The organism is Streptomyces sp. NPDC100445, from assembly GCF_044759735.1.
Classification (GTDB): Bacteria; Actinomycetota; Actinomycetes; order Streptomycetales; family Streptomycetaceae; genus Streptomyces.
In genome coordinates this window covers 781,121-807,419 of sequence record NZ_JBIVZV010000002.1, presented here as the reverse complement: position 1 = coordinate 807,419, position 26,299 = coordinate 781,121, and the positions used below count along the sequence as shown (strand labels likewise).

Here is a 26,299-nt window from a genome sequence, read left to right as displayed (position 1 = left end):
GTGTACCGCTCCGCACGACCGGGATCGGCCTCGAACAACTCCCGCAGACGCAACCGCCCACGAGCATGATGATCGGCCAGCGCCGCCCACTCGGGCATCCGGTCGAGCCTCGTACGGCCGTCCGCGTCCATATCCGACCTCCGTCTTGCGTCGTGCCTGTCCCAGCCGTCCCAACCTAGTTGATCAGCAGGGGACACGGGCGGCACGGTGACGGGAGGTCGGTACGGCGCGCCGCACACGCCTCGGACCAGGCACCCTCGGGAACCCGGCCGGTCGGTGTCTCCGGGGTCTTCCGTCCGGATCGGCCCGGCATGATCCGAACGAGAGGCCCTAGATCTCGCCGCGCAGCTTGGCCAGCGCCTCGGCGAGGATCGCTTCGCCGTCCGCGTCGCTGCGCCGCTCCCGTACGTACGCGAGATGCGTCTTGTACGGCTCGGTGCGCGGCGGGGCCGGCGGGTTGTCCCGGTCCTGGCCGGCCGGAAAGCCGCAGCGTGGGCAGTCCCAGGTGTCGGGAACCTGCGCGTCGCTGGCGAAGCTCGGCTGCGTCTCATGCCCGTTGGAGCACCAGAAGGAGATGCGCAGACGCGGCGCGGACTCGCCGCGCTCGGCCTCGCCCATCGGCCCCGCCCCGACCCGGCTTCCTCGGATCGCGTTGCCACTTGCCACGGTCGTAACTCCCTGCGTGATGGTGCCGCGAAGCGAGTCGGCGTTTCGCTTCGCCGCGAGCGCCTCAGTCTACGTAAGGCCCAACGCGCGTCCAGTGATTGGAGTTACCGGCCCCCACATCAAGACGCAAGCCCCATGATAGGCCGCGCTCAGGGTCGCGTACCGAACATGGGGCTTTACGTGCACAACGGGCGGGATGCGCTGTTCGCGTCAGCTGTTCGACTTCATCAGCATGCCGAGGACGATGATGCACGCGAACCAGAGCACGGCGATCACGATGGTGATCCGGTCGAGGTTGCGCTCGGCGACCGAGGAGCCGCCGACGGAGGACTGCATGCCGCCGCCGAACATGTCGGAGAGGCCGCCGCCCTTCCCCTTGTGCATCAGCACCAGCAGCATCAGCAGCAGGCTGAAGACGATCAGGGCGATCGAGAACCCCAAAACCACGGCTGGACCAACTTCCTCGGATTCCGATGGACGACGGGGCCGAATCTCCCACGGGGGCCGGCGGCTCCCGTGACAGTTTCGGCCCCGCAAGGGTACGACGTATCGCCGCTACCGCCTACTCATGGCCGCGTCACTGATCGCGGAACCGCACGATCCTGACGAACTCGTCGGCGTCCAGCGAGGCACCGCCGACCAGGGCACCGTCGATGTCGGGCTGGGCCATGATCTCCGCGACGTTGCCCGACTTCACCGACCCGCCGTACTGGATGCGGATCTTGTCGGCCACGTCCTGCGAGTACAGCTCGGCGAGCCTGGCGCGGATGGCGGCGCAGACCTCCTGGGCGTCCTCGGCGCCGCAGACCTTGCCGGTGCCGATGGCCCAGACGGGCTCGTAGGCGATCACGACGGTCTCGGCCTGCTCGGCCGAGAGGTCCTTCAGGCCGCCGTCGACCTGGGCGAGGGTGTGCGTGACGTGGTCGCCGGCCTCGCGGACGTCCAGCTCCTCGCCGACGCACAGGATCGGGGTCAGGCCGTGCTTGTAGGCGGCCTTCACCTTGGCGTTGACCAGCTCGTCGGTCTCGTTGTGGTACTGGCGGCGCTCGGAGTGGCCGATCGCCACGAAGGTGCACTTGAGCTTGGCCAGCATCGGGCCGGAGATCTCGCCGGTGTAGGCGCCGGAGTCGTGCTGCGAGATGTCCTGGGCGCCGTACTTGATCCGGAGCTTGTCGCCGTCCACCAGGGTCTGCACGGAGCGCAGGTCGGTGAAGGGCGGCAGGACGGCGACCTCGACGGCCTCGTAGTCCTTGTCGGCCAGGGCGAAGGCGAGCTTCTGGACGTGCGCGATGGCCTCGAGGTGGTTGAGGTTCATCTTCCAGTTGCCCGCCATGATCGGCGTGCGGGTGGTCAAGGGTCAGTCCTCCAGTGCGGCGAGGCCGGGGAGCGTCTTGCCCTCGAGGTATTCGAGGGAGGCGCCGCCACCGGTCGAGATGTGGCCGAATGCGTTCTCGTCGAAGCCGAGCGTACGCACGGCCGCGGCGGAGTCACCGCCGCCGACGACGGTGAAACCGCCGGCGCCGACGAGGGCCTGGGCGACCGCTTCGGTGCCCGCGGCGTAGTCGGGGTGCTCGAAGACGCCCATCGGACCGTTCCAGAACACGGTCTCGGCGTCGGCGAGCTTCGAGGCGTACAGCTCCCGGGTCCGCGGGCCGATGTCCAGGCCCTCCTGATCGGCGGGGATCGCGTCCGCGTCGACCACGGTGTGCTCGGTGGGCGCCTTGGTCTTCAGGTCCGGGAATTCCCGGGCGACCACGACGTCGACGGGGAGCACCAGCTCCACGCCCTGCTCCTCGGCGCGGCGCATGTACTCGCGCACGACCGGGACCTGGTCCTCCTGGAGCAGGGAGATGCCGACCTCGTGGCCCTGGGCCTTGAGGAAGGTGTAGGCCATGCCGCCGCCGACGAGGATGCGGTCGGCCCTGCCGAGGAGCTGGTCGATGACGGCCAGCTTGTCGGAGACCTTGGCGCCGCCGAGCGCGACGACGTAAGGGCGCTTGACGTCGTCGGTGAGCTTCTTCAGCACGCCGACCTCGGTGGCGATGAGGTGGCCGGCGTAGTGCGGCAGGCGGGCCGGGAGGTCGTAGACCGAGGCGTGCTTGCGGTGCACGGCGCCGAAGCCGTCACCGACGTAGACGTCCGCGAGGGCGGCGAGCCGGTCGGCGAAGGCGCCGCGCTCGGTGTCGTCCTTGGCGGTCTCGCCGGCGTTGAAGCGCAGGTTCTCCAGGACGGCGACCCGGCCGTCGGTGAGCGCCGCGACCGTCTCCTGGGCCGACGGGCCGACCGTGTCGGTCGCGAAGGCCACGTCGGAGCCGAGGAGTTCACCCAGGCGGGAGGCGGCCGGCGCGAGGGAGAAGGCGGGGTCCGGGGCGCCCTTGGGCCGGCCCAGGTGGGAGGCGACGACCACCTGGGCACCCGCTCCGGCGAGGGCCTCGACGGTGGGCAGGACGGCGCGGATGCGGCCGTCGTCGGTGATCGTCCCGTCGGCGAGCGGCACGTTGAGGTCGGCGCGGACGAAGACCCGCTTGCCGCGCACGCCGTCGGCGAGAAGTTCGTCGATCGTCTTCATTGAGTGGACTCCTGAGGAGGGCTCGTGGTGCACCTGATCGTAAGAGGACGTGGTCAGCACGCGGGACAGGGCCCGGGCAGCGCGGCGGTGCGCTGCCCGGGCCCTGCGCCCACGACGGGGTCCTGCTCCAGCGATCAGAGCTGGTTGCCGACGAAGACCGTGAGGTCCACGAGGCGGTTGGAGTAGCCCCACTCGTTGTCGTACCAGCCGATGACCTTCACGCTGTTGCCCTCCTGGACCATGGTCAGGGAGGAGTCGAAGGTGCAGGACGCCGGGGCGTTGACGATGTCCGAGGAGACGATCGGGTCCTCGGTGTAGTCGATGAGGCCCTTCAGCTCGCCCTCGGCGGCCTTCTGGAAGGCGGCGTTGACCTCTTCCTTGGTGACCTCGCGGCTGAGTTCCACGACGAGGTCGGTGACCGAGCCGGTCGGGACCGGGACGCGCATGGCCATGCCGTCCAGCTTGCCCTTGAGCTGCGGCAGCACCAGGGCGGTGGCCTTGGCGGCACCGGTGGTGGTGGGGATGATGTTCTCGGCGGCGGCACGCGCGCGGCGCAGGTCCTTGTGCGGGAAGTCGAGGATCCGCTGGTCGTTCGTGTACGCGTGCACCGTCGTCATCAGGCCCCGGACGATGCCGAAGTTCTCGTCGAGGACCTTGGCCATCGGCGCCACACAGTTGGTGGTGCAGGAGGCGTTGGAGATGACGTGGTGGTTCGCCGCGTCGTACTTGTCCTGGTTGACGCCCATCACGATCGTGATGTCCTCGTCCTTGGCCGGAGCCGAGATGAGGACCTTCTTGGCGCCGCCGGCGATGTGCTTGGCGGCGTCGTCCTTCTTGGTGAAGATGCCGGTCGACTCGATGACGATGTCGACGCCCAGCTCGCCCCACGGGATGTCCGAGGGGTTGCGCTCGGAGAGCACCTTGATGGTGTGACCGTCGACCGTGATCGTGTCGGCGGTGTGGGAGACCTCCTGCTTGAGGCGGCCCAGGATCGTGTCGTACTTGAGCAGGTGGGCGGTGGTCGCGGTGTCACCCAGGTCGTTGACTGCCACGACCTCGATGTCCGCGCCCTGCTCCAGCAGTGCGCGGAAGTAGTTACGCCCGATACGGCCGAAGCCGTTGATGCCTACGCGGATCGTCACGAACCGATCTCCTCGTTGGTACGCCGGCCATGCGGTGCCGGCGAGCTCTGTTTGGGATGTCCCCGACCACCACCGACCCTACCTCTCCGCGGGCCCCGTGGTGACATCGAGATGACGCATACACGGGCAGGCGGTCCGTACTGGTCAGTAGGGGTACGGACCGCCTCGGATCGGCATGGGATTCATCCGTATGTGTTACGAATTGCCGGGTACTTTCGACGCCGATTTCACTCGTTCGTGAGGGGGTCGGCTCACTTGATCAGCACCCCGTCCACGCACCCCTGAGAGGGGGGCCCGCTCACGTGTCGAGTGAGTCGAACGCCTTCCTCAACAGAGCCGCCCGGTCGGCCGCGGACGTGAGGTGTTCGAGGCCGAATCCGAGCAGCACGGTGTCGTCCGTGGCGACCGCTCCGTACGTCCGGAACAGCTCTCCGGTGCGCGCCCAGTCCTTGCGCACCGCCGGGCTGCCCGCCGGCGGGCCGGAGACCCGCCAGGCCCCCAGGGACGACTCGAAGCCCTCCGTCTCCCTCGCCGTGCCGCCCACCACGACCGAGGCGTCGTCGGCCAGGACACCGTGTCCGCCGCTGCCGGGGTCGGTGATGTAGCCGACCGACACCTCGACCGACCTGCCGGCGTAGGCGCTCAGGTCGAAGCTCACCTGGCGCCAGCCGCCGGAGCTGCCGGTGAGGCTGTGCCAGGAACCGGTGGTGCCGGTCGGCGCGCAGGTGGCGCCGGTGACCGTCAGGTAGTGCTTCAGCCACGGGTGCTCACCGATCAGCGAGCCGTCCCCGCACTCGGTCGGCACGGCCGTGCCCGTCGCCCCGCCCGCCTCCGGCAGCGTCGTCCAGTCGGCGGCGCCCGTGGTGTGCGCCTCGACCACCGCGTTGTCGTAGCCGGGCTCGGTGTCCCACAGCAGCCGCATGCTCAGGGCGGGCTTGTCGGCGGCGCTCACACCGGTGAGGTCGATGGTGCGGGTGAGACGCTTGTAGGCGTCGTCGGTGTGCACCGCGGCGGCCATGGCGGCTCCCGTGTACGGCCCGTACGGATCGACCGTCCCCGGGAACGTCCCCGCGCCCGCGCTGCGGAACTGGGGGTAGGCGGAGACCGGCAGCTCGTCGGAGGTGACCCCGTAGGCGCCCGCCCCGTCCAGCGGCTCGCCGGGCGCGTCAGCGAGGGCGCCGGTGACGCCGTCGAGCGCGCCGGAGCCGGTGAAGCCGGTGACCCCCTTGGCCGGCGTGCGGCTGTACGCCCCCAGGTAGTACTGGCTGAAGTCGTCCGACAGGTTCCCGCCGCCGAGGTCGACGCTGCCGCCCGCCCGCTCGCCGGCCTCGATCAGCCGGCCGCCCTCGTTGAGGTAGGCGCGCAGCTGGAGCTGGGTGGGGTTGGCCGGGCCCTTCGCCCCCGAGTAGTGCACGACCGTCCTGAAGTGCCGCAGCACGCCGAGCGCGTCCGGAGCGCCCTGGGTGGCCACGTCCCACACGACCGCCCGGTGACCGGCCTTCCTGAGCGCGTCCACGTATGTCCGGGCCCGCGCGGCGGGCGCCCCCTCCTCGGCGACGACGAGGGTGTCCGCCTTCGGGCGGTCGGCGACGGTGTAGGTGAAGTGGGAGCTGGAGACCTTCCTGCCGCTCCTGGTCTCGCCGGTGAACCACACCTCGACCCGGTCGCCCGGCTCGCCGTCCCGCACCCGCGCCCGGTACTCGTCGAAGTACAGGTCGTCCTCGCCGCCGTAGGTCTGTCCGCCCTTCCAGCGGCGCAGCGCCTGGTCGAGCGTGCGGCCGCCGTTGACGCGGTACTTCAGCTCCTTGTCCCGGATCGCCTTGCGGACGACGGCCGAGACCTCTTGGTCCGCGCCCCGGGAGTACGACGTGGAGAACGCGGCCGGGGTGAAGTCGGCGGCGCTCAGGCCGACCGAGGAGACCGGCTGGTCGGGGTGCGCGGCGGTCTCGGCGACGGAGAGCGCGAACGGCACGTTCTTCTCGAACTCCTGGCGGATCAGCTTCTCGTCGTCCGGGAAGTTGAACACCGACCGGCAGTCCTGGGCCTTCCAGGCGTCGTTCGGATCGAGGTCCGACGCGGTCTGGCAGGTCGACATCTCCGGGGTGAACATCGCCATCCCGTTGACGTTCGACGCGTGGCCGTCCGCCTCGCCGTTGGTGGTGTACAGCTCCGAGGAGAGCTGCGAACGGTAGCCGGGGACGGCCTGGTTGTCGGGGGTGCCGGCCAGCGCCCGGTAGAGGACGTCGTCGGGCGTGGGGGTGGCCACCTGCCAGCCGACGCCGTAGAGGAGGAGTTCGGCGGCGGAGTGGTAGTTGATGGCGTACCTGAAGCCGACGCGCTTCTCGAAGGCGTCCAGCGCCCGGGTCTCGGGCTCGGACCCGGGGCTCGCGCCGCGGTAGGTCTGGCTGGTCGGGTCGGGCGACGAACCCTCGTCGTCGTAGCCCCACTTGTAGGGGAAGTTGCGGTTGAGGTCGACACCGTCACCCGTGTTGATGACGCCGTCGCCGTTGACGTCCCGCAGGTTCTTGCGCCACAGGCGGGTGCCGTCGCCCCGGAAGGTGTAGTCGTAGCCGTCCGGGTTGGCCGACAGGACGAACCACAGCTCGGTGGAGTCGACGATCCTCCGGATCCGCCGGTCGGTCGTGTAGTGGTCCAGGTAGTAGTGCATCAGACGCCGGGTCATCTCCGGTGTGATCCACTCGCGCGCGTGCTGGTTGGACATGTACAGCACGGACGGCTTGGAGCCGTCCCGCGACGTCCTGGCATGCCTGGTCAGCTTGAGCGCCAGGATGTCCTGACCGTCGACGGTCCGGCCGATGGACTCGACCTTCGTCAGGCCGGGACGGTCCCGGGCGGTGCGCAGAAGCTCCTCCCGGAGTCCGCCGCTGCCGCTGTAGGGGCGGAACACGCCCTGCCCGGCGTCCGCCACGCGGGCCCGGGCCCGGGCGGACAAGGTGCGCTCGGTGAGGTCGACGCCCTGTTCCCGCAGCCGTGCCGCCTGCCTGCCGGTGAGGTAGACCTCGACCTCGGTGCGGCCCTTCGCGGCCACCTGTTCGCCGAGTTCGCGGCCGTCCTGGCCCGCTTCGAGCAGCAGGGGCACCTGCTGCCGGGTGACGTCGGCGCGGAAGACCCTGACCTCGTCCGGCCGGGGTGGCGCCGGATGTCCGCCCTGCGCCCGGGCGACGGGCGCGAGGCTCGCTCCGCCGATCAGGAGCGCGCCGACAGCGAGGATCGATCTCGCTCTGTGTCTCATGAACCCCCCAAGCGGTGGTCCGCCACAGCGGCGAACAGCTGCCAGGCTCATGTCACTCCTTGATCGAGTCAAGAGCGCTTCACGGACACGCCCGCGGTGCCGGCCACGGCCCCGGTACACCCGGTGCCGAGACCCGACCGGGCCCCGGCACCGCCCTTCTGACGGAGAGTCAGCCGACGAGGTTGTCCGCCAGTTCCTCGCTGAGGTTGGCCTCCGTGCTCGGGATGCCGAGGTCGGAGGCGCGCTTGTCGGCCATCGCCAGCAGGCGGCGGATCCGGCCCGCGACCGCGTCCTTCGTCAGCGGCGGATCGGCGAGCGCGCCCAGCTCCTCCAGGGAGGCCTGCTTGTGCTCCATGCGCAGCCGTCCGGCGGCGGCGAGGTGCTCGGGGACCTCCTCGCCGAGGATCTCCAGCGCCCGCTGCACCCGGGCCCCGGCGGCCACGGCGGCGCGGGCCGAACGGCGCAGGTTGGCGTCGTCGAAGTTGGCGAGCCGGTTGGCGGTCGCCCGCACCTCCCGGCGCATCCGGCGCTCCTCCCAGGCCAGCACGGACTCGTGCGCGCCGAGGCGGGTCAACAGGGCGCCGATCGCGTCACCGTCCCGGACGACCACCCGGTCCACGCCGCGCACCTCACGGGCCTTCGCGGCGATCGACAGTCTGCGGGCCGCGCCGACCAGCGCGAGCGCGGCCTCCGGGCCCGGGCAGGTCACCTCCAGGGAGGAGGAGCGGCCGGGCTCGGTCAGCGAGCCGTGCGCCAGGAAGGCTCCGCGCCAGGCCGCCTCCGCGTCGCAGGTGGCCCCGGACACCACCTGCGGGGGCAGGCCGCGGATCGGGCGGCCCCGGCCGTCCACGAGTCCCGTCTGCCGGGCCAGCTGGTCACCGCCCGCGACCACCCGCACCACGTACCGCGAGCCGCGCCGCAGCCCGCCGGGCGCCATCACGATCAGCTCGGAACTGTGGCCGAAGATCTCCAGGATGTCCCGCTTGAGCCGGCGCGCCGCCATCGCCGTGTCCAGCTCCGCCTCGATCACGATGCGCCCGCTCACCAGATGGAGGCCGCCGGCGAACCGCAGAACGGCGGAGACCTCTGCCTTCCTGCAGCAGGTCCGGGTGACGGGGAGCCGGGAGATCTCGTCCTTCACCGCTGCCGTCATCGCCATGGGCCGATCCTTCCATGCATCCGAAAAATACGGTCGTACGCGGCGGCCAACAGCTCCGGATCGTGCCGGGGCGTTCCGTCGGTCCGGGCCACGGGCGCCAGCTCGACCGCGGCTCCCAGCCGCTTGGCGGCCTCGGTGAGCGAGTCACGGTCGGGCACGGCGGCCTCGTCGGCCAGCACCACGTCCAGGGCGAGTTTAGGGGCGTGTCGCCCCAAAACCTCCAAATGACGCTGCGGTGAGAAGCCCTCGGTTTCTCCCGGCTGCGGCACGAGGTTCAAGGAGAGCACGCGGCGGGCCTTGGTCTGGGTGAGGGCGTCCAGCAACTCGGGGACGAGCAGGTGCGGAATCACCGACGAGAACCAGGAGCCGGGGCCGAGGACGACCCAGTCCGCGTCCAGGACCGCCGCGACGGCCTCCGGCACGGCCGGCGGGTCGTGCGGCACCAGGTGCACCGACTGCACCTCGCCGGGGGTGAGGGCCACGGTCGCCTGCCCGCGGACCGTGTCCACGTCGTCCGGGCGCTCCGGGTCGTGCCCCTTGACCAGCGCCTGGAGCTCCAGCGGCACCGCCGACATGGGCAGCACGCGCCCGTGTGCCCCGAGCAGCCTGCCGACCAGGTCCAGGGCCTGCACGTGGTCGCCGAGCTGCTCCCACAGGGCGACGATCAGCAGGTTGCCGACCGCGTGGTCGTGCAGGTCGCCCCGGGAGTGGAAGCGGTGCTGGATGACCCGCGACCAGGTCTGGCCCCAGTCGTCGTCCCCGCACAGCGCGGCCAGCGCCTTGCGCAGGTCGCCGGGGGGCAGCACGCCCAGCTCGTCGCGGAGCCGGCCGCTGGAGCCGCCGTCGTCGGCCACGGTGACGACGGCGGTGAGGTCGCCGGTGATCCGGCGCAGCGCGGCGAGCGAGGCGGACAGTCCCATGCCGCCGCCGAGTGCGACCACCTTGGGCTGGGCACCGCGCCGCCGGGGCCGGGCCCCGCGGGCCTCGGCCGGGCGGCCGGCGCGGGCCTCGGGCACCATCCGGCGCAGCCTGCCCAGCCGCGGTGTACGTTCCGTCATTCCCGTCCCATGTCCCGGTGTACGACCACCGTCTCCACGCCCTCGGCCGCGAGCCGCGCGGCGAGCTTCTCCGACATCGCGACCGAGCGGTGCTTGCCGCCGGTACAGCCGATGGCGATGGTCACGTACCGCTTGCCCTCGCGGCGGTAGCCGGCCGCGATGAGCCGCAGCAGCTCCGCGTACCGGTCGAGGAACTCCTTCGCGCCGGGCTGGTTGAAGACGTAGGCGGCCACCTCCTCGTTGACGCCGGTGTACGGGCGCAGCTCAGGGACCCAGTGCGGGTTGGGCAGGAACCGCATGTCCGCGACGAGGTCGGCGTCGACCGGCAGGCCGTACTTGAAGCCGAAGGACATCACGGTCGCCCGCAGCTCGGGCTCCTCCTCCCCGGCGAACTGGGCGTCCATCTTGGCGCGCAGCTCGTGCACGTTCAGGCTGGAGGTGTCGATCACCAGGTCGGCGTCGCCGCGCAGCTCGCGCAGCAGCTCCCGTTCGGCCGCGATGCCGTCCACGATGCGGCCGTCGCCCTGGAGGGGGTGCGGCCGGCGCACCGACTCGAAGCGGCGCACGAGCGCCTCCTCGGACGACTCCAGGAAGACGATCCTGCGGGTGACACCCCGGGTGTCCAGATCGGCGAGGGACTCACGCAGGTTGTCGAAGAAGCGCCGGCCGCGGACGTCCACGACGACCGCGATCCGCGCCACGTTGCCCTGCGACCGGGCGCCCAGCTCCACCATGGTGGGGATCAGCGCGGGCGGGAGGTTGTCCACCACGAACCAGCCGAGGTCCTCCAGGCACTTCGCGGCCGTGGACCTGCCCGCTCCGGACATGCCGGAGATGATCACCAGCTCGGGGATGGCCACCTCGGGGGCGCCGGCTGTCTCGCTGCCCGTACTCACCTGTGCTCCGTTGTCCTCGCCCGCTCCCTGGCCGGCGTCCTGCCGGACGGCATCGTCGCCCGGGTCCGCGTGCGTCTGTTCTCGCCGCGCTGTGGGCTGTGCGTCGTGGTCGGTCATGTCTCCTGCCCCCGTCGTCCGTCCGGGGGGCCCGTGGTCACGGGCTCCCCCGAGGAACCCCCCGTAGTGTCGGGTTCCTCTTCCTCAATGATCTCTCCGGTCGCCGTGTTCACGGCGGGTGCGGCCGGGGCCGCCTGGGCGAGGGTCACGGCGATGGTCTCGGCCGTCTTCCTGCCTATGCCGGGCACTTCCTGGATCTGCTCGATGGTGGCGGACCGCAGCTTCTTCACCGAACCGAAGTACTTGATGAGCGCCTGCTTGCGGGTCTCGCCCAGACCGGGCACGTCGTCCAGCGGGCCGGCCCGGAAGCGCTTGGCGCGCTTGGTCCGCTGGTAGGTGATCGCGAACCGGTGCGCCTCGTCACGGACCCGCTGGAGCAGGTAGAGCCCCTCACTGGTGCGGGGCAGGACCACCGGGTCGTCCTCGCCGGGCACCCAGACCTCCTCCAGGCGCTTGGCGAGACCGCAGACCGCGATGTCGTCGATGCCCAGCTCGTCCAGGGCGCGCCGCGCCGCCGCGACCTGCGGCTGACCGCCGTCGACGACGACCAGCTGCGGCGGGTACGCGAACTTCCTGGGACGCCCGTCGTCGTCCTTGAGGGAGTCGGTGACCATGACCTGACCGGTGAGCCCGGTCTCGTCGGCGGGCAGGGGGATCGCGGTGCCGGCGCCGTCGGTGCCGGCCTCCGTCGTGCCGTCGCCGTCGGCCCACTCCCCGGTGCGCTCCTTCTCCGCGAGGTAGCGCCGGAAGCGCCGGGTGATCACCTCGTGCATCGAGCGGACGTCGTCCTGGCCGGCGAAGCCCTTGATCTGGAAGCGGCGGTACTCGTTCTTGCGCTGGAGGCCGTCCTCGAAGACGACCATGGAGGCCACCACGTCGTCGCCCTGGAGGTGCGAGATGTCGTAGCACTCGATCCGCAACGGGGCGCTGTCCAGGTCGAGGGCCTCCGCGATCTCCTCCAGCGCGCGGGAGCGGGTCGTGAGGTCGGAGGCGCGTCTCGTCTTGTGCAGGGCCAGGGACTGCTGCGCGTTGCGCTGCACGGTCTCCATGAGCGCCTTCTTGTCGCCGCGCTGCGGGATGCGCAGCGAGACGTTCGACCCGCGGCGGGCGGCCAGCCACTCCTGCACCGGGCCGACCGGCTCGGGCAGGGCCGGGACCAGCACCTCCTTGGGCACCGCGTCCCCGGTCTCCTCCCCGTACAGCTGCTGGAGGGCGTGCTCGACGAGGGCGCCGGTGGTGACCTCCTCGACCTTGTCGGTCACCCAGCCGCGCTGGCCGCGGACCCGGCCGCCGCGTACGTGGAAGATCTGGACGGCCGCCTCCAGCTCGTCCTCGGCGACGGCGATGAGGTCGGCATCGGTCGCGTCGGCGAGGACGACCGCGTTCTTCTCCATGGCCTTTCTCAGGGCCCCGATGTCGTCGCGCAGGCGGGCCGCGCGTTCGTACTCCATCTCCTCGGCCGCCTCGGCCATCCGGTTCTCCAGGCGGCGGAGGTAGGTGCCGGTGCGGCCGGTCATGAAATCGCAGAACTCGTCGGCCAGGTCCCAGTGATCCTCGGGGGTGACGCGGCCCACGCAGGGGGCGGAGCACTTGTCGATGTAGCCGAGCAGGCACGGGCGGCCGGTACGGGTGGCGTTCTTGAAGACACCGGCCGAGCAGGTGCGCACCGGGAAGACCCGCAGGAGCAGGTCGACGGTGTCCCGGATCGCCCACGCGTGCGCGTACGGCCCGAAATACCGGACGCCCTTCTTCTTGTGGCCGCGCATCACCTGGACCCGCGGGAACTTCTCGTTCATCGTCACCGCGAGGTACGGGTAGCTCTTGTCGTCGCGGTACTTGACGTTGAACCGGGGGTCGTACTCCTTGATCCAGGAGTACTCCAGCTGAAGCGCCTCCACCTCCGTCGACACCACGGTCCACTCCACGGACGCGGCGGTGGTCACCATCGACCGGGTGCGCGGGTGCAGGTTCGCCAGGTCCTGGAAGTAGTTCGCCAGGCGCTGGCGCAGGCTCTTCGCCTTTCCGACGTAGATCACCCGGCGGTGCTCGTCACGGAACCTGTACACCCCCGGGGAGTCCGGGACGTCACCCGGCCTGGGGCGGTAGCTGGAGGGATCGGCCATGTCTCACACCCTACTGGCGAGCACCGACACCGCGTCGCGCCTGTGGACGACGCCCACCCCGGCGTGGTGGTCCTGAAGAGGCTCGGCGGCGCCCTCCGCACCGAGGCCCGCGCCCCCGCTCACCCGCCCTCCGCGCCGCGCCCGGGCAGCAGGCCTGGCCCCCGTCGCACCGTGCCCGGGCACCACGCCCGTCCCCCACCGCGCCCCGCCCGCGGGACGGCGTCGTCCGGCCGGTCGTCCGCGACGGCCGGACGCCAGGTGTTGTCGGGTTCTGGTCAACACGCTTCAATGCGGGGGAACCGGGGCCGTGCACGCACGCACACGGGCGCGGCGCGCCCGGCCACGGGCGTCCGCGGCGCCCACGGGGGTGGCCCCGCGGACTCGCACGACGGTCTGACCAGCCGGTGTGACACCTCACAGAAAGGCCCTTCGGCATGCGGCATGCCTCGGAGCACGCGGACCTCCCCACCGCGGAACTGGACACGGCCCTGCGTGGCGGCCCCTTCCATGTGGCGCTGCGCGCCGCGATCGCCGCCCGCGGGCTGCCGCTCCAGCGCGTGCAGCACCATCTGTCGCGCCACGGGGTCAAGGTGGGTGTGACCAGTCTGAGCTACTGGCAGCAGGGCGCCCGCCGCCCACAGCGCCCCGAGTCGCTGCGCGCCGTACGGGCACTGGAGGAGATACTCCAGCTGCCGGACGAGTCACTGATCCGGCTGCTCGCCGAGGCCGACGAGCGCCCCGTGGCCTGCCGTCCGGGGGGCCGCACCTATCGTTCCCTGGTCGAGGCCTCGGACGTCCTGGACCGCCTCACGGCCGACCTGGGCCGGCCGGTGGGCGGCGGACTGCACAGCCTCGGGCACCACGAGTGCGTCCGGATCGGCGCCCGGCGCGAGTTGGCCGGCCGTGAGGCCCACCACATCGTGCGGGCCCACCACGACGGTATCGACCGCTTCGTCGCCGTCCACCACGGCGACCGGGGCTGTGATCCGCGCCGGATGACCGTGCGGGCCCTGGAGAACTGCCGCACCGGACGCCTGCGCTGGGACCAGGACACCGGCGTACTGGTGGCCGAGCTGCTGTTCGGCACCCGGCTGCGTGCCGGGGACACCTTTCTCTTCCGGTACGCCGTCGAGGACGGCACGGCCGGCACCTCCCGCGAGCATCTCCAGCGGTTCGGCTCCCCCGGCGGCCAGTACGCGCTCCAGGTCCGCTTCGACCCGGCCGCCCTGCCGGTGCGCTGCCACCGCTTCGCCCAGCCCTCGCCGGCGGCTCCGCGCAGCGGCCGGCAGGATCTCGCCGTGACCGGTCCCCACCACTGTGCCCACGTGGTCGAACCACGCGTCCGGCCGGGCATCGTGGGAATCGCCTGGGACTGGGAGTGACGGCAGACCGCCGGGTGTGGCGGCGCCGGAGGCGGTGGCGTCGGGGACGGCTGCTCGGCGGCGCTGTGCGCCGGGGGCCGGTGCTCGGCAGCGTCGTGACCGGGGCTCGGCAGCTCTGTGACAAGGTGACGGGCTCCGGGCGCCTTCGGCCGGCCGGTCTAGCGGCTCGGGCCAGGCGTCGGGGTCCGCTCGGGACAGCCCGTCTCAGAAGGCGGCTCCGGGAGGGCTTCCGTCAGCTCGCCGGGCCGGCGACGATCCTGCCGTCGGTGGTCCTCACCGTCAGTTCGGTCAGGGACTCGGTGGCCGGTGCCTGCACGACCTTGCCCGTCAGGGCGTCGAACTCGCTGCCGTGGCAGGGGCAGACCAAGGTCGTCCCCCGCAGCTTGTTGATGGGGCACCCGGCGTGCGTGCAGATCGTGCTGTACGCCTTGAGTGTGCCGTTCCGGTCACGGCTGACCACCACGTTGTGGTCCTGGTACAGCTGGGCGGCGCCCTTGGCGACCTCGTTGGCGGCGCCGAGGTCGACCGGCGCGGTGGGGGCGGCCCCGGCCGGCCCGTCCCCGTCCGGCGTCGAGCACGCGGCCAGGCCGAGCCCGGCGACCGGGGCGGCGGCGGCCCCTCGAAGGACGGTACGGCGGCTGGCCGAGGAGCGGGCGGGCATCTGGTTCTCCACAGGTCAGGAAATGAGCACGGGCGACGATACCGGGGGGTGCGGCACGCCCGGACGGAGGGGCGGCGGGCGCTCCAGGTAGGCGTTTACGCGGGGTGTGTCGGTGAGATAGCGTCCCGGTTCGGCCGGCCGCGGCGCGGCCGGGACGGCTCGGTGGACGGCCCGAGGGCACTGTTCGGGCCGGGACACCTGTGGAGGGAACCGCCTCATGATCGTCGTTGCCGGTGAGGCACTGATCGACCTCGTGCCCCAGGGCCCTGGTGCCCTGGCGGTGCTGAGACCGGCGCTCGGCGGCGGCCCCTACAACACCGCCGTGGCCCTCGGGCGGCTCGGCGCCCATGCCGCCTTCTGCTCCCGGGTGTCGTACGACGCCTTCGGGGAGGCCCTGCTGGACGGGCTGCGGCGCGCCGGAGTCGACGTGTCCGGCGTCCAGCGGGGGCCGGAACCGACGACCCTCGCGGTGGCCACGGTCGACACCGCCGGCTCGGCCGCCTACTCCTTCTACGTGGACGGCACCGCCGACCGTCTCTTCTCCGGCCCGGTGACTCTCCCCGCGGGTACGCGCGCGGTGTCCTTCGGTACCTGTTCGCTCGCCCTGGAGCCGGGTGCGAGCGCCTACGAGGACCTGATGCGTGCCGCCGCGGGACGGGGGCTGTTCACCGCTCTGGACCCCAATATCCGGGCGGGGCTGATCCCGGACGCGGACGCCTACCGGACGCGTTTCGAGAGCTGGCTGCCCTCGGTGACGCTGCTGAAGCTGTCCTCGGAGGATGCCGCGTGGCTCGGCGGCACCCCGCGCGCATGGCTGGCCGCTGGACCGTCGGCCGTGGTGGTCACCCGGGGCGGCGACGGACTGACCGTGTTCACCCGGGACGGCGGGGAGCACTCCGTGCCCGGGGCGAAGACCGACGTCGTGGACACCATCGGCGCCGGTGACACGGTGAACGCGGCCCTGCTGCACGGACTGTCGGTGCTGGACGCGCTGACGCCGGAAGCTCTGGCCGCCCTCGGGACGGACGGCTGGACGCGGCTGCTGCGCTTCGCGGCCCGGGCGGCGGCGGTCACCTGCTCGCGTGCGGGGGCCGAACCGCCGTACGCGGCCGAGCTGGGCGGGCGGACCGCGCTGTGAGCGGGCTGTTCTCCCTGTGCTGTTGACAAGGTGCGGCCGGCCCTGCGGTGTGCGGCGGACTGCCTGACCGCGGATCCGGGCTGGTCATGGGGGAAACGAGCGGCGCCCCTCGAGGAGTTCCCGAGAGGCGCCGTCTTTTTGATGATGTGTCAGAAGAAGTCCGAGGGCGTCTGAGCGCCCCCGGGCCCTCCGGCTCAGGCTTTGCGGGCCCTCGTGGCCTTCTTGGCGGCCGTCGCCTTCTTCGTTGCCGTGGCAGCCCCCTTGGCCGGGGCACCGTCGGCCTTCGCCGTGACCGTCTTCTTCGCCGGCGACTTGGCGGCGGCCGTCTTCCGCGCCGTGGTCGCCCGCGGGGCCTTGACCGGTTCCGCGTCGCTGACGCGGTCGGCGCCGAGGATCTCGCGCAGGAACTTGCCGGTGTGGCTGGTCGAGACACCGGCCACCTCCTCCGGCGTGCCTTCCGCGACGACCAGGCCACCGCCGGCGCCGCCCTCCGGGCCCATGTCCACGACCCAGTCGGCGGTCTTGATCACGTCGAGGTTGTGCTCGATGACGATGACCGTGTTGCCCTTGTCGACGAGCCCGCCGAGCACCGTGAGGAGCTTGCTGATGTCCTCGAAGTGCAGACCGGTGGTCGGCTCGTCCAGGACGTAGACCGTGCGTCCGGTGGACCGCTTCTGGAGTTCGCTGGCGAGCTTGACGCGCTGCGCCTCACCGCCGGAGAGGGTGGTGGCGGACTGACCGAGGCGGACGTAGCCGAGACCGACGTCGTTCAGCGTCCTCAGGTGCCGGGAGATCGACGGGACCGCCTCGAAGAAGTGCATGGCCTCCTCGATCGGCATGTTCAGCACCTCGGCGATGGACTTGCCCTTGTAGTGGACCTCCAGGGTCTCCCGGTTGTACCGGGCGCCGTGGCAGACCTCGCACGGGACGTAGACGTCCGGCAGGAAGTTCATCTCGATCTTGATGGTGCCGTCGCCCGAGCAGTTCTCGCAGCGGCCGCCCTTGACGTTGAAGGAGAAGCGTCCCGGCAGGTAGCCACGGACCTTCGCCTCGGTGGTCTCGGCGAACAGCTTGCGGACGTGGTCGAAGACACCGGTGTACGTCGCCGGGTTGGACCGCGGGGTGCGGCCGATCGGCGACTGGTCGACGTGCACGACCTTGTCGACCAGGTCGTCGCCCGCCACGCGCGTGTGCCGTCCGGGGACGGTACGGGCGCCGTTCAGCTCACGGGCCAGGTGCGTGTAGAGGATGTCGTTGACCAGTGTCGACTTACCGGATCCGGAGACACCGGTGACGGCCGTGAACACTCCGAGCGGGAAGGAGACGTCGATGTCCCGCAGGTTGTTCTCACGGGCACCGTGCACCGTCAGCTGCCGGGACGGGTCGAGCGGGCGGCGTACGTCCGGGAGCGGGATCGACTTGCGGCCCGAGAGGTACGCGCCGGTCTGCGACTCGGTATTGGCGAGCAGTTCCTTGACGGAACCGCTGTGCACGACCTTGCCGCCGTGCTCGCCGGCGCCGGGGCCGATGTCCACGATCCAGTCGGCGACCTTGATGGTGTCCTCGTCGTGCTCGACGACGATGAGCGTGTTGCCCATGTCCCGCAGCCGGACGAGGGTCTCGATCAGCCGGTGGTTGTCCCGCTGGTGCAGGCCGATGGAGGGCTCGTCCAGGACGTAGAGGACACCGACGAGACCGGAGCCGATCTGGGTGGCCAGGCGGATGCGCTGCGCCTCGCCGCCGGAGAGGGTGCCCGCGGCGCGGTTGAGCGAGAGGTAGTCCAGGCCGACGTCGACCAGGAAGCGCAGCCGCTCGTTGACCTCCTTCAGGACCCGCTCGGCGATCTTCTTGTCCCGGGCGCTGAGCTTCAGTTCGCCCAGGAAGTCGGCGCAGTCGCTGATCGACATCGCGGAGATCTCGGCGATCGACCTGCCCATGATCGTGACCGCGAGGACGATCGGCTTCAGGCGCGTGCCCTCGCAGGTGGGGCAGGGCACCTCGCGCATGTAGCCCTCGAAGCGCTCGCGGCTGGCGTCGCTCTCGGCCTCGCTGTGCCGGCGCTTCACGAACGGCACCGCCCCCTCGAAGGGGGTCGTGTAGACGCGCTCGCGGCCGTACCGGTTGCGGTAGCGCACCTCGATCTGCGTCCTGTGGCCCTGGAGCAGCGCCTTCTTGGCGCGCTGCGGCAGACCGGCGAAGGGGATGTCCGTGCGGAAGCCGAGAGCGTCCGCGAGGGCGCCGATCAGGCGGCTGAAGTAGTCCTTGGTGTGCCCGTGCGACCAGGGGTGGATGGCACCCTCGTCCAGGGACTTGTCGGGGTCCGGGACGATCAGCTCGGGGTCGACCTCCATGCGCGTGCCGATGCCGCTGCACTCGGGGCAGGCGCCGAAGGGCGAGTTGAAGGAGAAGGAGCGGGGCTCCAGCTCCTCGAAGGAGAGGTCGTCGTAGGGGCAGTAGAGGTGCTCCGAGTACATGCGCTCGCGCTCGGGGTCGTCCTCGGGGAGGTCGACGAAGTCGAGCACGACCATGCCGCCGGACAGGCCGAGGGCGGTCTCCACGGAGTCGGTGAGGCGGCGCTTGGCGGAGTCCTTCACCGTGAGGCGGTCCACGACCACCTCGATGGTGTGCTTCTCCTGCTTCTTCAGGGTCGGCGGCTCGGAGAGCTGGACGGTCCGGCCGTCGACGCGCGCGCGGGAGTAGCCCTTGGTCTGGAGGTCGGCGAAGAGGTCGACGAACTCACCCTTGCGCTCGCGGACCAGCGGGGACAGCACCTGGAAGCGACTCCCCTCGGGGAGCTCCAGGACCCTGTCCACGATCGCCTGCGGCGACTGGCGCGAGATCGGGCGGCCGCACTCGGGACAGTGCGGCTTGCCGATGCGCGCGAAGAGCAGCCGCAGGTAGTCGTAGACCTCGGTGATCGTGCCGACCGTCGAGCGGGGGTTGCGGGACGTCGACTTCTGGTCGATGGAGACCGCCGGGGAGAGGCCCTCGATGAAGTCGACGTCGGGCTTGTCCATCTGCCCGAGGAACTGCCGTGCGTACGAGGAGAGCGACTCCACGTAACGGCGCTGGCCCTCGGCGAAGATGGTGTCGAAGGCCAGGGAGGACTTGCCCGACCCGGACAGGCCCGTGAAGACGATGAGCGAGTCACGAGGCAGGTCGAGCGACACGTTTTTCAGGTTGTGCTCGCGCGCGCCACGGACGATGAGACGGTCGGCCACGCCGGTCCGCACCTTTCTAGAGAAGTGACAGGGGCGGGGCCCCCGAGCTTCTTCACACTAGGGGGAGCCACTGACAACGCCGGTCGGATTGCCCGGTTGCATAACAACCCCCGACCCTCCAGCATGCCCGACGCCACCATCGACGATATAGCACGTGCTTTCGATTTGCGGGCGACGTCCCTCACCTTCACCCGAAGGGGTGGCGCGACTAGGGTCAGCACCATGACTGATCACGCTCATGACCTGGCCTGTGTACGTGACGCGACCGATCGACTCCTGACCGCGGTCACCGAACTGGACAACGCGTCACTCGCCCTGCCGTCACGGCTTCCCGGCTGGAGCCGCGGGCATGTGCTCGCCCACCTCGCCCGCAACGCCGACGCCCTCGTGAACGTCCTGGAAGGGCGCCCCATGTACGCCGGCGCCGAGCAGCGCGACGCCGACATCGAGCGCGACGCCCCGCGCCCCGTGGCGGCCCAGCTCGCCGACGTCCGGGACAGCGCGGCCCGCTTCCGGGCGGCCGGGGACGCGCCCGCGGACTGGACGCGCACCGTGGAGCTGCGCAACGGGGTCACCGACACGGCGGCCCGCATCCCGTTCCGGCGGTGGGCGGAGGTGGAGCTGCACCACGTCGATCTCGGGATCGGGTACGAGCTGGAGCACGTCCCGGCGGAGTTCCTGGAACGGGAGACCGCCTTCCTCACCGAGCGGTTCGCCGGCCACCCCGACATCCCCGCGACCCGGCTCACGGACGGCACGCGTGCGTGGAGCACCGGCCGCACGACGGACGTGTCCGAGGTCACGGTCACCGGACGGCCGGCCGACCTGCTGGGCTGGCTCGCCGGACGCCGTGACGGGGCTGCGCTGGAGGTGCGGGGCGGCTCGCTGCCGGAGCTGCCCCCGCTGTAGGAAGACGGCCGTCCGCCGGGACTCCCCGCTATAGGCTGCCACCATGACGTACTCCGGAGAGGTCAAGGTCGGCGGACCGGCGGACGTCCACGAGCTGAAAGACCTGATGATCACCAAGATCGCGGTCGGCCCGATGGACAACAACGCCTACCTGCTGCGCTGCCGGGCCACCGACGAGCAGCTTCTGATCGACGCCGCCGACGAGGCGGGAACACTCCTGGGCATGATCGGTGACGACGGCATCGCGTCCGTCGTCACCACTCACCGGCACGGCGACCACTGGCAGGCGCTCGCCGAGGTCGTCGCCGGCACGGGCGCGCGGACCTACGCGGGCCGTGACGACGCGCCCGGCATCCCGGTGCCCACCGACGTCCTCGTCGACGACGGCGACGTCATCAGGGTGGGCCGGGTGGAGCTCACCGCGCGCCACCTGGTCGGACACACCCCCGGTTCCATCGCGCTGGTCTACGACGACCCGCACGGTCATCCGCACGTCTTCACCGGCGACTGCCTCTTCCCGGGCGGTCCTGGTAGGACAACACGTCCGGAAGAGTTCAACTCCCTGATGGGCGGCCTGGAGACCAAGCTCTTCGACGTCCTGCCCGACGAGACGTGGATCTACCCCGGCCACGGCAACGACACCACCATCGGCACGGAGCGGCCCCACCTCGCGGAGTGGCGCGCACGAGGCTGGTGATCCATGTGCCCGCCAGCCACCCGGCCGCAGGTCCTCATCCACCCCCGGGATCGCAGAGCCACGGTCAACGCTGACGCCTGCGGTTCCTGGGCCGAACCTTGCGGTCTCCGGCTGAACTGCTAGGCCTGCAATATGGGCAGAGGCGACGCTCGTCGAGGCTCTCTGGGTTCGTGTGCCCGCAGCCAGCACACTCGAGCGGATCATCCCCGGTGAGGCCCTGGCCCCCGGATGGGTCCCAGTACTCGGCAGAAGATCCGTCCAGCCGGTAGTCGATGGGGTCGTCATTCTCGTCGTGGTAGTAGTTCGGCGCCCTTGACGATGTACCTCCGGGCAGATCCCGCTTTTCGTACCAGTCTCTTATGCAAGGTGTCACTCGCGCCGACGGGCGCAGAGTCCAGTGAGAAACGGGGCTTCCTGTCTGCCTTGCACTGCGGCCAGCGGCCCCCCTCAGCGGCGAGGTCGTCCAGCGTGGCGATGCCGCCGGTGAGGATGGACTCCAAAATCTCGGCCTGCTCGGGTTCGAGGCCGGTCAGGCGGGTCAGGACGGAGAGCAGGTCAAGGAACTCGCCTGTCCAGTCCGAATCCCACGTCGTGGCGTTGACGTCGTCGAGCGGCGAGCTGCGGCGCCCGCCGGGCTCCTTCTTCCGGTAATCGAACCACGACTTGATGATGTTGTGGCCGCCGACCTTGTAGTCCCACACCTGGCGGGTGACCGCCCCGAACTCGCCGTCGCCCATGACGATGGTCTGGCGTTCTTCCTCGGAGACGCGGGCCGCCGTGGCGAACCCGAGCAGCACCAGGGCGGCGCTCCGCTTCCCGGCGAGGGTGGACCGCTCGACCCCCGGCGAGCATGGTGCGGATCCGCGGCGGGAGAGCCGCGGTCGCCTGCCGCGCCTGCGCGGCCTCAGCCTTCTCCAGGGCAAGCCGATCCTTGTACGCGTTGAGGACGGCCGGGCGCCGCGCATGTTCGACTTCGGCCGTCCCTGCTCCTCGTGCCAGGACGTCACTGCGGACATGGCGCACTCGATGGTCGACGGCCCGGCCGGGCGGTTTGTGCGGGGCCGGGCCGTGACGGTCAGGTGCCGCGCCCACTCCGCCATCGTCTCGGCGGACGCGGGGACGGCCGTGCGGCCCTCCTGGAGGCACCAGGCGGCGAACGCGTTGCGGTCCGTGCCGTACGCGCGGCGGGTGGAGTCGGCGACGCTCGCCCGGATCGCGGCGACGGTCTCCGGGGAGAGATGGCGGTCCCGGTCCGCGTGGACGACCACGGAGGCGCCAGCCGTCTCGTCGTCCACCAGCTCCGCGTCGACGACGTCAGCGGCCGCCGTGATGACGGGCAACTGCCGTAAGGTTCGGCCCATGTGGTTTTCCCTCAGTTCTGGCTCTAGAGAAGGAACATTGTCAAGAGCCAGACGGGGACACGCGGGCACACACGGGAACATCCGGGGACATCCGGGGACATGAGCACCTACGGCGGTCCCTCTCGCTACGGTGGGAGCGGCCGCCACGCGTCGGCCCGAATCCGAGCCGGACCCGCCCATGCCGGGACGGTGATGAGGACAAGGGGTTCAGCCTCACGCGATGTCAGCTCCGCCCTGTAGTTTCCTGTCGTGGTCCACCGACGCCACGGCGGCCGATGCGTGGGGTCCGCCGCCGGGAGAGCGACCGGTCATGACCGACGACAAGCACGCCAAGCGTGCCACCCGCGAGTACGCGGCGCGAGAGGGCATCTCGTACACCGCCGACGCCCTGGTCGTCGTCAAGCAGGATGCACAGCAACCGCTGGTCCGGATCTGGGCCGCCGGCCGCGTCAAGCCGCTACATACGCGTCCGCCACTTGCTCAGGTCGGTGCCGGGAGGGGACTGACTGTAGATTCCCAGCCTCTCGGTGGGGACGGATTCGCCTGGAAGCTCTACTTCTTGAAAGGTCCAGACCTGGTTGTCGTCAGCGCGGTCTGCCAGGCCGACCCGGTGCTTGTGGCCGTCCCGGAGCACGGTGATGAACTTGTCCCTACGTGGCTCCGGCCAGATCCTCCCGTCGCCGGCCTCCCATTGGGTCTGACCCTTCTGGCCCCAGCCGATCAGGCCCAGATCGTCATGGCCGTACGTGATGGTGCTTTCGTCCCGGGGCCCGGCGTGGAGGGTGTACGCAGTGCGGATGTCTTTGTTGGCGTTGACCAGACACCAGGCTTCATCGAACGAGCGCCTGTTCCTGTCGTCGAAGAACCAGACCTCACCTCTCGTGCCCTTGACGGGGCCGACGGCCAGGTGTTGGTCGTTGGTGTGACTGTAGGAGACTCCCCCTGCAAGGTTACTTTCATCGACGTAGGTTCTACCTCCGGACGCGGCGAACAGGCACACCCCGGTCTGCTCGTTGACGATGCGGAAGAACTTGGCGGTCGGAAACCCGTGACCCATTTCACTCCCAGTAATCATCTAGTGGCTTAGTGCAGCGGTTGGCGATGAGATCGATCATGATCGGCTAGCAATGGACGGGGCTTCGCTCGGGTTCGCGGAAAGACCACCGGGCGGGTGTCGGGGCTGGATACCGTCCGCTCGTGCCTGCCCAGTGATGGGCCCGTATCGGCGAGGACTCCGGCGGATGATCGACGGAGCCCTTCAAACGGTCGTCGGCTCGGCCACCAAGGGCCGCCCAAGCTCGCCGACTGCGGGCCAGGACAGACTGGTCCGACTGCCGGGTGGATCAGCCGGGCTAGGTGGTCTTCAGGGTGAGCTTGTGATAGCCCCCATCGCCTCCGTCGAAGTGCCAGAAGTTCTCTTCCACCTGCTGGAGATTGAGCAGGTACTCGCGGGAGAAGCCGATGGACCGCTCGTGCACCAGATCGTCCGGGTTCTCGAACAGCCCGAGGAGGGCGCTCAGCAGGCCGGCGCCGATACCGAGCAAGGTGGCCCAAGCGGCAGCCTTTTTCGCCTGGTTGCCGTTGTACTTGGTCATCTCGATGGACGTGTCCACGGCGTGCTCGGCGAAGTCGGACAGGGCGGTGCGCAGCTTGTCGAGGAAATCGCCGGGGCTGCTGTCTTCGTCCCAGCACTGGAACTCGGCCGACAGGTGCTTGTCGACCGTACCGCTGAACACATACGTCTGTTGGCGGTAGACGTAGTCGAATTTGTGAATTTCGTCGGTGTGGACGGAGTCGTACACCCTGGTTCTGAACGACTTCTTGGCGGTGGTGTCGCTGCCCGCGCTCACCCCCCAGTAGATCTCGTCCGCGCCGATTTCCCCCGATGACTCCCTTACGCAGTAGAACCTGTCCATCCGCATGTGCACGTCCAGCAGGCCCTTAAGGTTCGACTCCTGCTGCGGGGCGTCGAGGACGGTGATACCGCGGCCGTATCGGGCCATGGCCGCGATGTACTCCTCGCTGTCGACCGGCTCCCCCTCGGCGAGCTTGCTGACGTCGACGACGCGGACATTGGGCTGGGCGTTGATCTCCCGCGTCAACGCGGGCAGAGCGGCGGTCAGGTCGGCGCTGCTGAAACCTGTCTCCACCGGCACGTTCGTAATCGCCTGCGGGAGGACGGCGATCGATCCGCGAGCGCAGGCGTCGCGGTAGATCCGGCCGAAGCTGGGCAGTTCCTGTGCGGGCATGTATTTGCCCGCCTGGGTGATCAGGCGCTGTTCCAGGTCGGTCAGGGGCAGCCCCTGGTCGAGGCGGGCCGCAGCGTGCAGCAGGACTCCGAACAGGATGTTGCCGGGGCGGTGCATCCGCATCCGGTGGTCGGCGCGACTCTGTGTCCGGGTGCCGGACAAGACGGCACTCAGACGTTCCATGTGTTCCTCAGCAGTCATGGAAGCTCCCGACACGACCAACTCCTCTTCTCGGGCGGAACGCCCCCAGGAAGCGGGAGCGTCATCGGAGCGAATCTAGGCCTGCGGAGGACGATGTTCCGGAAGATCGACCACCGCCAACGTGATCCTGCGCCAGTAAGCCCCCGAGCGTGCGCCGGTTGCTGTCCCGGCGCTCGTCATGGCGGCACGCAGACACGCTTGTCCCGGCCCCAGCCCTGCTCTCCCAACGCCGTGCGTTCTCGTACAGCTAACGGGGTCGCCCGGCATGTCGCCGAGCACACCCCCGCCGCACGCCGCGAAGGGCGGGATAGGCCGCCGGCTGCCTTCCCCAGCACCGAACTGGAGCCCCCCGAGCCCTGCTCGACCAAGGCGTAACCCCACGGCGCGGCCAGGGCTGCACCCTGCGGGTCAGCACCACGCCGGAGGTACACCGCCAACTCCTCGACCGCCGCGAGCCGCTCCACGGTGGCCAGGGTGTCCCGGCGGTTCCGACCCAACGCAAGGCCCGCCGCGAGTACGAGAGCCGCGTCAGCGCCCTCGCGTCAGTCGAACCATGATCATTCTTACCGATAGCCACGGCTCCATTGATCCCCGAGGCCGGATCTCCGATCGAGCGGGCACTTCCCGCCTCACCCACCCCTTGAGGCGTGCTCGGGGCCAGGACCACAGGAAGCCTCAGCGAGATAGTGCGAAGTGGGCCCAGTTCCGCCCGCGCGGTCCCGGCCGGGACGATCGCGTACGTCATCGGCGGCCGCTGTACGTCAACCAGTTCACGTACAGGCCGGGCGAGGCGCCTGCACCCCGAGGCCACGTTTCCGCGCGTTCGGGGCCACGTTCCTTATGGGGCCCGGTTGCATGGTGCACGCGTCCCCGGCCGCATGCCGCGGCGGGTGTTCTGGCGCGGCGGGTCAGGTGGCGGGTTCCTCGTCGGGGAGGTCGTCCAGGAGCGCGGCGAGCTGGTCGGCGTCGAGGGCCATCGCGTCCTCCAGCCCCGTGCAGTCCATCCCGGTCTCCAGCAGCTCCGCCAGGTCCTCCGGGTCGACGCCGAACCGGGCTTGTGCCCACACGGCGAACGCCTCGTCGGGGTCCTCGGGCAGCGGGGCCGCCGCCGGACGCTGTGGAGGCCGTGGAACGGCTGCACGGTCCTTGAGCTCGTCCAGGGGCCGGAGCGCGGCGAGAGCGGCCGCCAGGGCCTCCGGGTCGCCGCCCCGGTGCCACAGTTCCGTGCCGCGCTGCGCCCAGCGCCATGTGGTCGACGGCGAGACGCGGAACGCCCGGCCGATGTGCCGGTACGGGAGGCCGGTCGAGTTCGACCAGCACGGCAACCACGACGACTGAGCAACCCTCCGACCTCGGCCGGAACGACGGCGTGGGCCCCCGGGCCCCCGGGGGCCCCCCCCCCCGGGCCCCCCGCGGGCAGTCGCCCCGCCGCGCCCACAGGCGCTCAACCGTGCTCTGGTGGGAACCCGGGGCCCGCCGCGCCCCCCGGGGGCCCCG

Annotated in this window: 20 protein-coding genes; 4 read left to right on the top strand and 16 right to left on the bottom strand. The window is 70.7% G+C overall.

Going from position 1 to position 26,299, the window contains the following annotated elements; translation table 11 throughout:
* Positions 1 to 330: 330 nt before the first annotated feature.
* The 10 genes from ACIQVT_RS08980 to uvrC form a co-directional block, all read right to left on the bottom strand.
* The gene (locus ACIQVT_RS08980) at positions 331 to 666 is read right to left on the bottom strand and encodes an RNA polymerase-binding protein RbpA (protein ID WP_010352468.1); all 336 of its coding nucleotides are present in this window, start codon (positions 664 to 666) and stop codon (positions 331 to 333) included.
* 210 nt (positions 667 to 876) lie between these two features.
* Complete coding sequence (gene secG, locus ACIQVT_RS08975) at positions 877 to 1,113, bottom strand: preprotein translocase subunit SecG (protein WP_403749665.1); 237 nt, start codon at positions 1,111 to 1,113, stop codon at positions 877 to 879.
* 130 nt (positions 1,114 to 1,243) lie between these two features.
* Positions 1,244 to 2,020, bottom strand: a complete 777-nt coding sequence (tpiA, locus tag ACIQVT_RS08970) for a triose-phosphate isomerase (protein ID WP_403749663.1) — start codon at positions 2,018 to 2,020, stop codon at positions 1,244 to 1,246.
* A gap of 3 nt (positions 2,021 to 2,023) precedes the next feature.
* Positions 2,024 to 3,235: a phosphoglycerate kinase gene (locus ACIQVT_RS08965; protein ID WP_403749660.1), complete on the bottom strand. Its 1,212-nt coding sequence runs from the start codon at positions 3,233 to 3,235 to the stop codon at positions 2,024 to 2,026.
* A 134-nt stretch (positions 3,236 to 3,369) separates the two neighbouring features.
* The gene (gene gap / locus ACIQVT_RS08960; protein ID WP_121789356.1) at positions 3,370 to 4,377 is read right to left on the bottom strand and encodes a type I glyceraldehyde-3-phosphate dehydrogenase; all 1,008 of its coding nucleotides are present in this window, start codon (positions 4,375 to 4,377) and stop codon (positions 3,370 to 3,372) included.
* 298 nt (positions 4,378 to 4,675) lie between these two features.
* Complete coding sequence (locus ACIQVT_RS08955; RefSeq protein ID WP_403749656.1) at positions 4,676 to 7,630, bottom strand: M14 family zinc carboxypeptidase; 2,955 nt, start codon at positions 7,628 to 7,630, stop codon at positions 4,676 to 4,678.
* A gap of 169 nt (positions 7,631 to 7,799) precedes the next feature.
* A complete protein-coding gene (gene whiA / locus ACIQVT_RS08950; RefSeq protein ID WP_403749652.1) occupies positions 7,800 to 8,789 on the bottom strand; it encodes a DNA-binding protein WhiA in 990 nt (329 codons plus the stop codon).
* Complete coding sequence (yvcK, locus tag ACIQVT_RS08945) at positions 8,780 to 9,847, bottom strand: uridine diphosphate-N-acetylglucosamine-binding protein YvcK (protein ID WP_403749649.1); 1,068 nt, start codon at positions 9,845 to 9,847, stop codon at positions 8,780 to 8,782. Before yvcK ends, whiA begins: the two co-directional genes overlap by 10 nt.
* Positions 9,844 to 10,860: an RNase adapter RapZ gene (rapZ, locus tag ACIQVT_RS08940; protein ID WP_403749646.1), complete on the bottom strand. Its 1,017-nt coding sequence runs from the start codon at positions 10,858 to 10,860 to the stop codon at positions 9,844 to 9,846. Before rapZ ends, yvcK begins: the two co-directional genes overlap by 4 nt.
* Positions 10,857 to 12,983 carry an excinuclease ABC subunit UvrC gene (gene uvrC, locus ACIQVT_RS08935; RefSeq protein ID WP_403749644.1) on the bottom strand — a complete coding sequence of 709 codons (2,127 nt, stop codon included), beginning with the start codon at positions 12,981 to 12,983 and terminating at the stop codon, positions 10,857 to 10,859. Before uvrC ends, rapZ begins: the two co-directional genes overlap by 4 nt.
* A 434-nt stretch (positions 12,984 to 13,417) precedes the next feature.
* On the opposite strand from uvrC, the gene ACIQVT_RS08930 reads away from it, so the two are divergent.
* Complete coding sequence (locus ACIQVT_RS08930) at positions 13,418 to 14,365, top strand: hypothetical protein (protein WP_403749642.1); 948 nt, start codon at positions 13,418 to 13,420, stop codon at positions 14,363 to 14,365.
* Positions 14,366 to 14,597: 232 nt separating this feature from the next.
* Here ACIQVT_RS08930 and ACIQVT_RS08925 read toward each other — a convergent pair whose 3' ends face one another.
* On the bottom strand, positions 14,598 to 15,026 hold the full coding sequence (locus ACIQVT_RS08925) for a Rieske 2Fe-2S domain-containing protein (protein ID WP_403749640.1): 429 nt from the start codon (positions 15,024 to 15,026) through the stop codon (positions 14,598 to 14,600).
* Positions 15,027 to 15,243: 217 nt separating this feature from the next.
* Between ACIQVT_RS08925 and ACIQVT_RS08920 the strand changes: the two genes are divergently transcribed.
* Entirely contained in the window at positions 15,244 to 16,164 is a 921-nt protein-coding gene (locus tag ACIQVT_RS08920) for a carbohydrate kinase (RefSeq protein ID WP_403749637.1), read from the top strand.
* Between the two features lie 194 nt (positions 16,165 to 16,358).
* Here the strand turns inward: ACIQVT_RS08920 and uvrA are convergent, their stop codons facing one another.
* Positions 16,359 to 19,385 carry an excinuclease ABC subunit UvrA gene (gene uvrA, locus ACIQVT_RS08915; protein ID WP_403749635.1) on the bottom strand — a complete coding sequence of 1,009 codons (3,027 nt, stop codon included), beginning with the start codon at positions 19,383 to 19,385 and terminating at the stop codon, positions 16,359 to 16,361.
* A 222-nt stretch (positions 19,386 to 19,607) separates the two neighbouring features.
* On the opposite strand from uvrA, the gene ACIQVT_RS08910 reads away from it, so the two are divergent.
* Positions 19,608 to 20,294, top strand: coding sequence for a maleylpyruvate isomerase family mycothiol-dependent enzyme (locus tag ACIQVT_RS08910; RefSeq protein WP_403749631.1), 687 nt, complete (start codon positions 19,608 to 19,610; stop codon positions 20,292 to 20,294).
* Positions 20,295 to 20,337: 43 nt separating this feature from the next.
* Positions 20,338 to 20,991: an MBL fold metallo-hydrolase gene (locus ACIQVT_RS08905; protein ID WP_403749629.1), complete on the top strand. Its 654-nt coding sequence runs from the start codon at positions 20,338 to 20,340 to the stop codon at positions 20,989 to 20,991.
* A 281-nt stretch (positions 20,992 to 21,272) separates the two neighbouring features.
* Here the strand turns inward: ACIQVT_RS08905 and ACIQVT_RS08900 are convergent, their stop codons facing one another.
* From ACIQVT_RS08900 to ACIQVT_RS08885, 4 genes are all read right to left on the bottom strand, one after another.
* Positions 21,273 to 22,352 (bottom strand): type ISP restriction/modification enzyme, encoded by a 1,080-nt coding sequence (locus ACIQVT_RS08900; protein ID WP_403749626.1) that lies wholly within the window; start codon positions 22,350 to 22,352, stop codon positions 21,273 to 21,275.
* A gap of 457 nt (positions 22,353 to 22,809) precedes the next feature.
* Complete coding sequence (locus ACIQVT_RS08895) at positions 22,810 to 23,427, bottom strand: hypothetical protein (RefSeq protein WP_403749624.1); 618 nt, start codon at positions 23,425 to 23,427, stop codon at positions 22,810 to 22,812.
* Between the two features lie 277 nt (positions 23,428 to 23,704).
* Positions 23,705 to 24,802, bottom strand: coding sequence for a hypothetical protein (locus tag ACIQVT_RS08890; RefSeq protein WP_403749622.1), 1,098 nt, complete (start codon positions 24,800 to 24,802; stop codon positions 23,705 to 23,707).
* Between the two features lie 908 nt (positions 24,803 to 25,710).
* Positions 25,711 to 26,127 (bottom strand): hypothetical protein, encoded by a 417-nt coding sequence (locus ACIQVT_RS08885; protein ID WP_403749620.1) that lies wholly within the window; start codon positions 26,125 to 26,127, stop codon positions 25,711 to 25,713.
* Between the last annotated feature and the right edge of the window lie 172 nt (positions 26,128 to 26,299).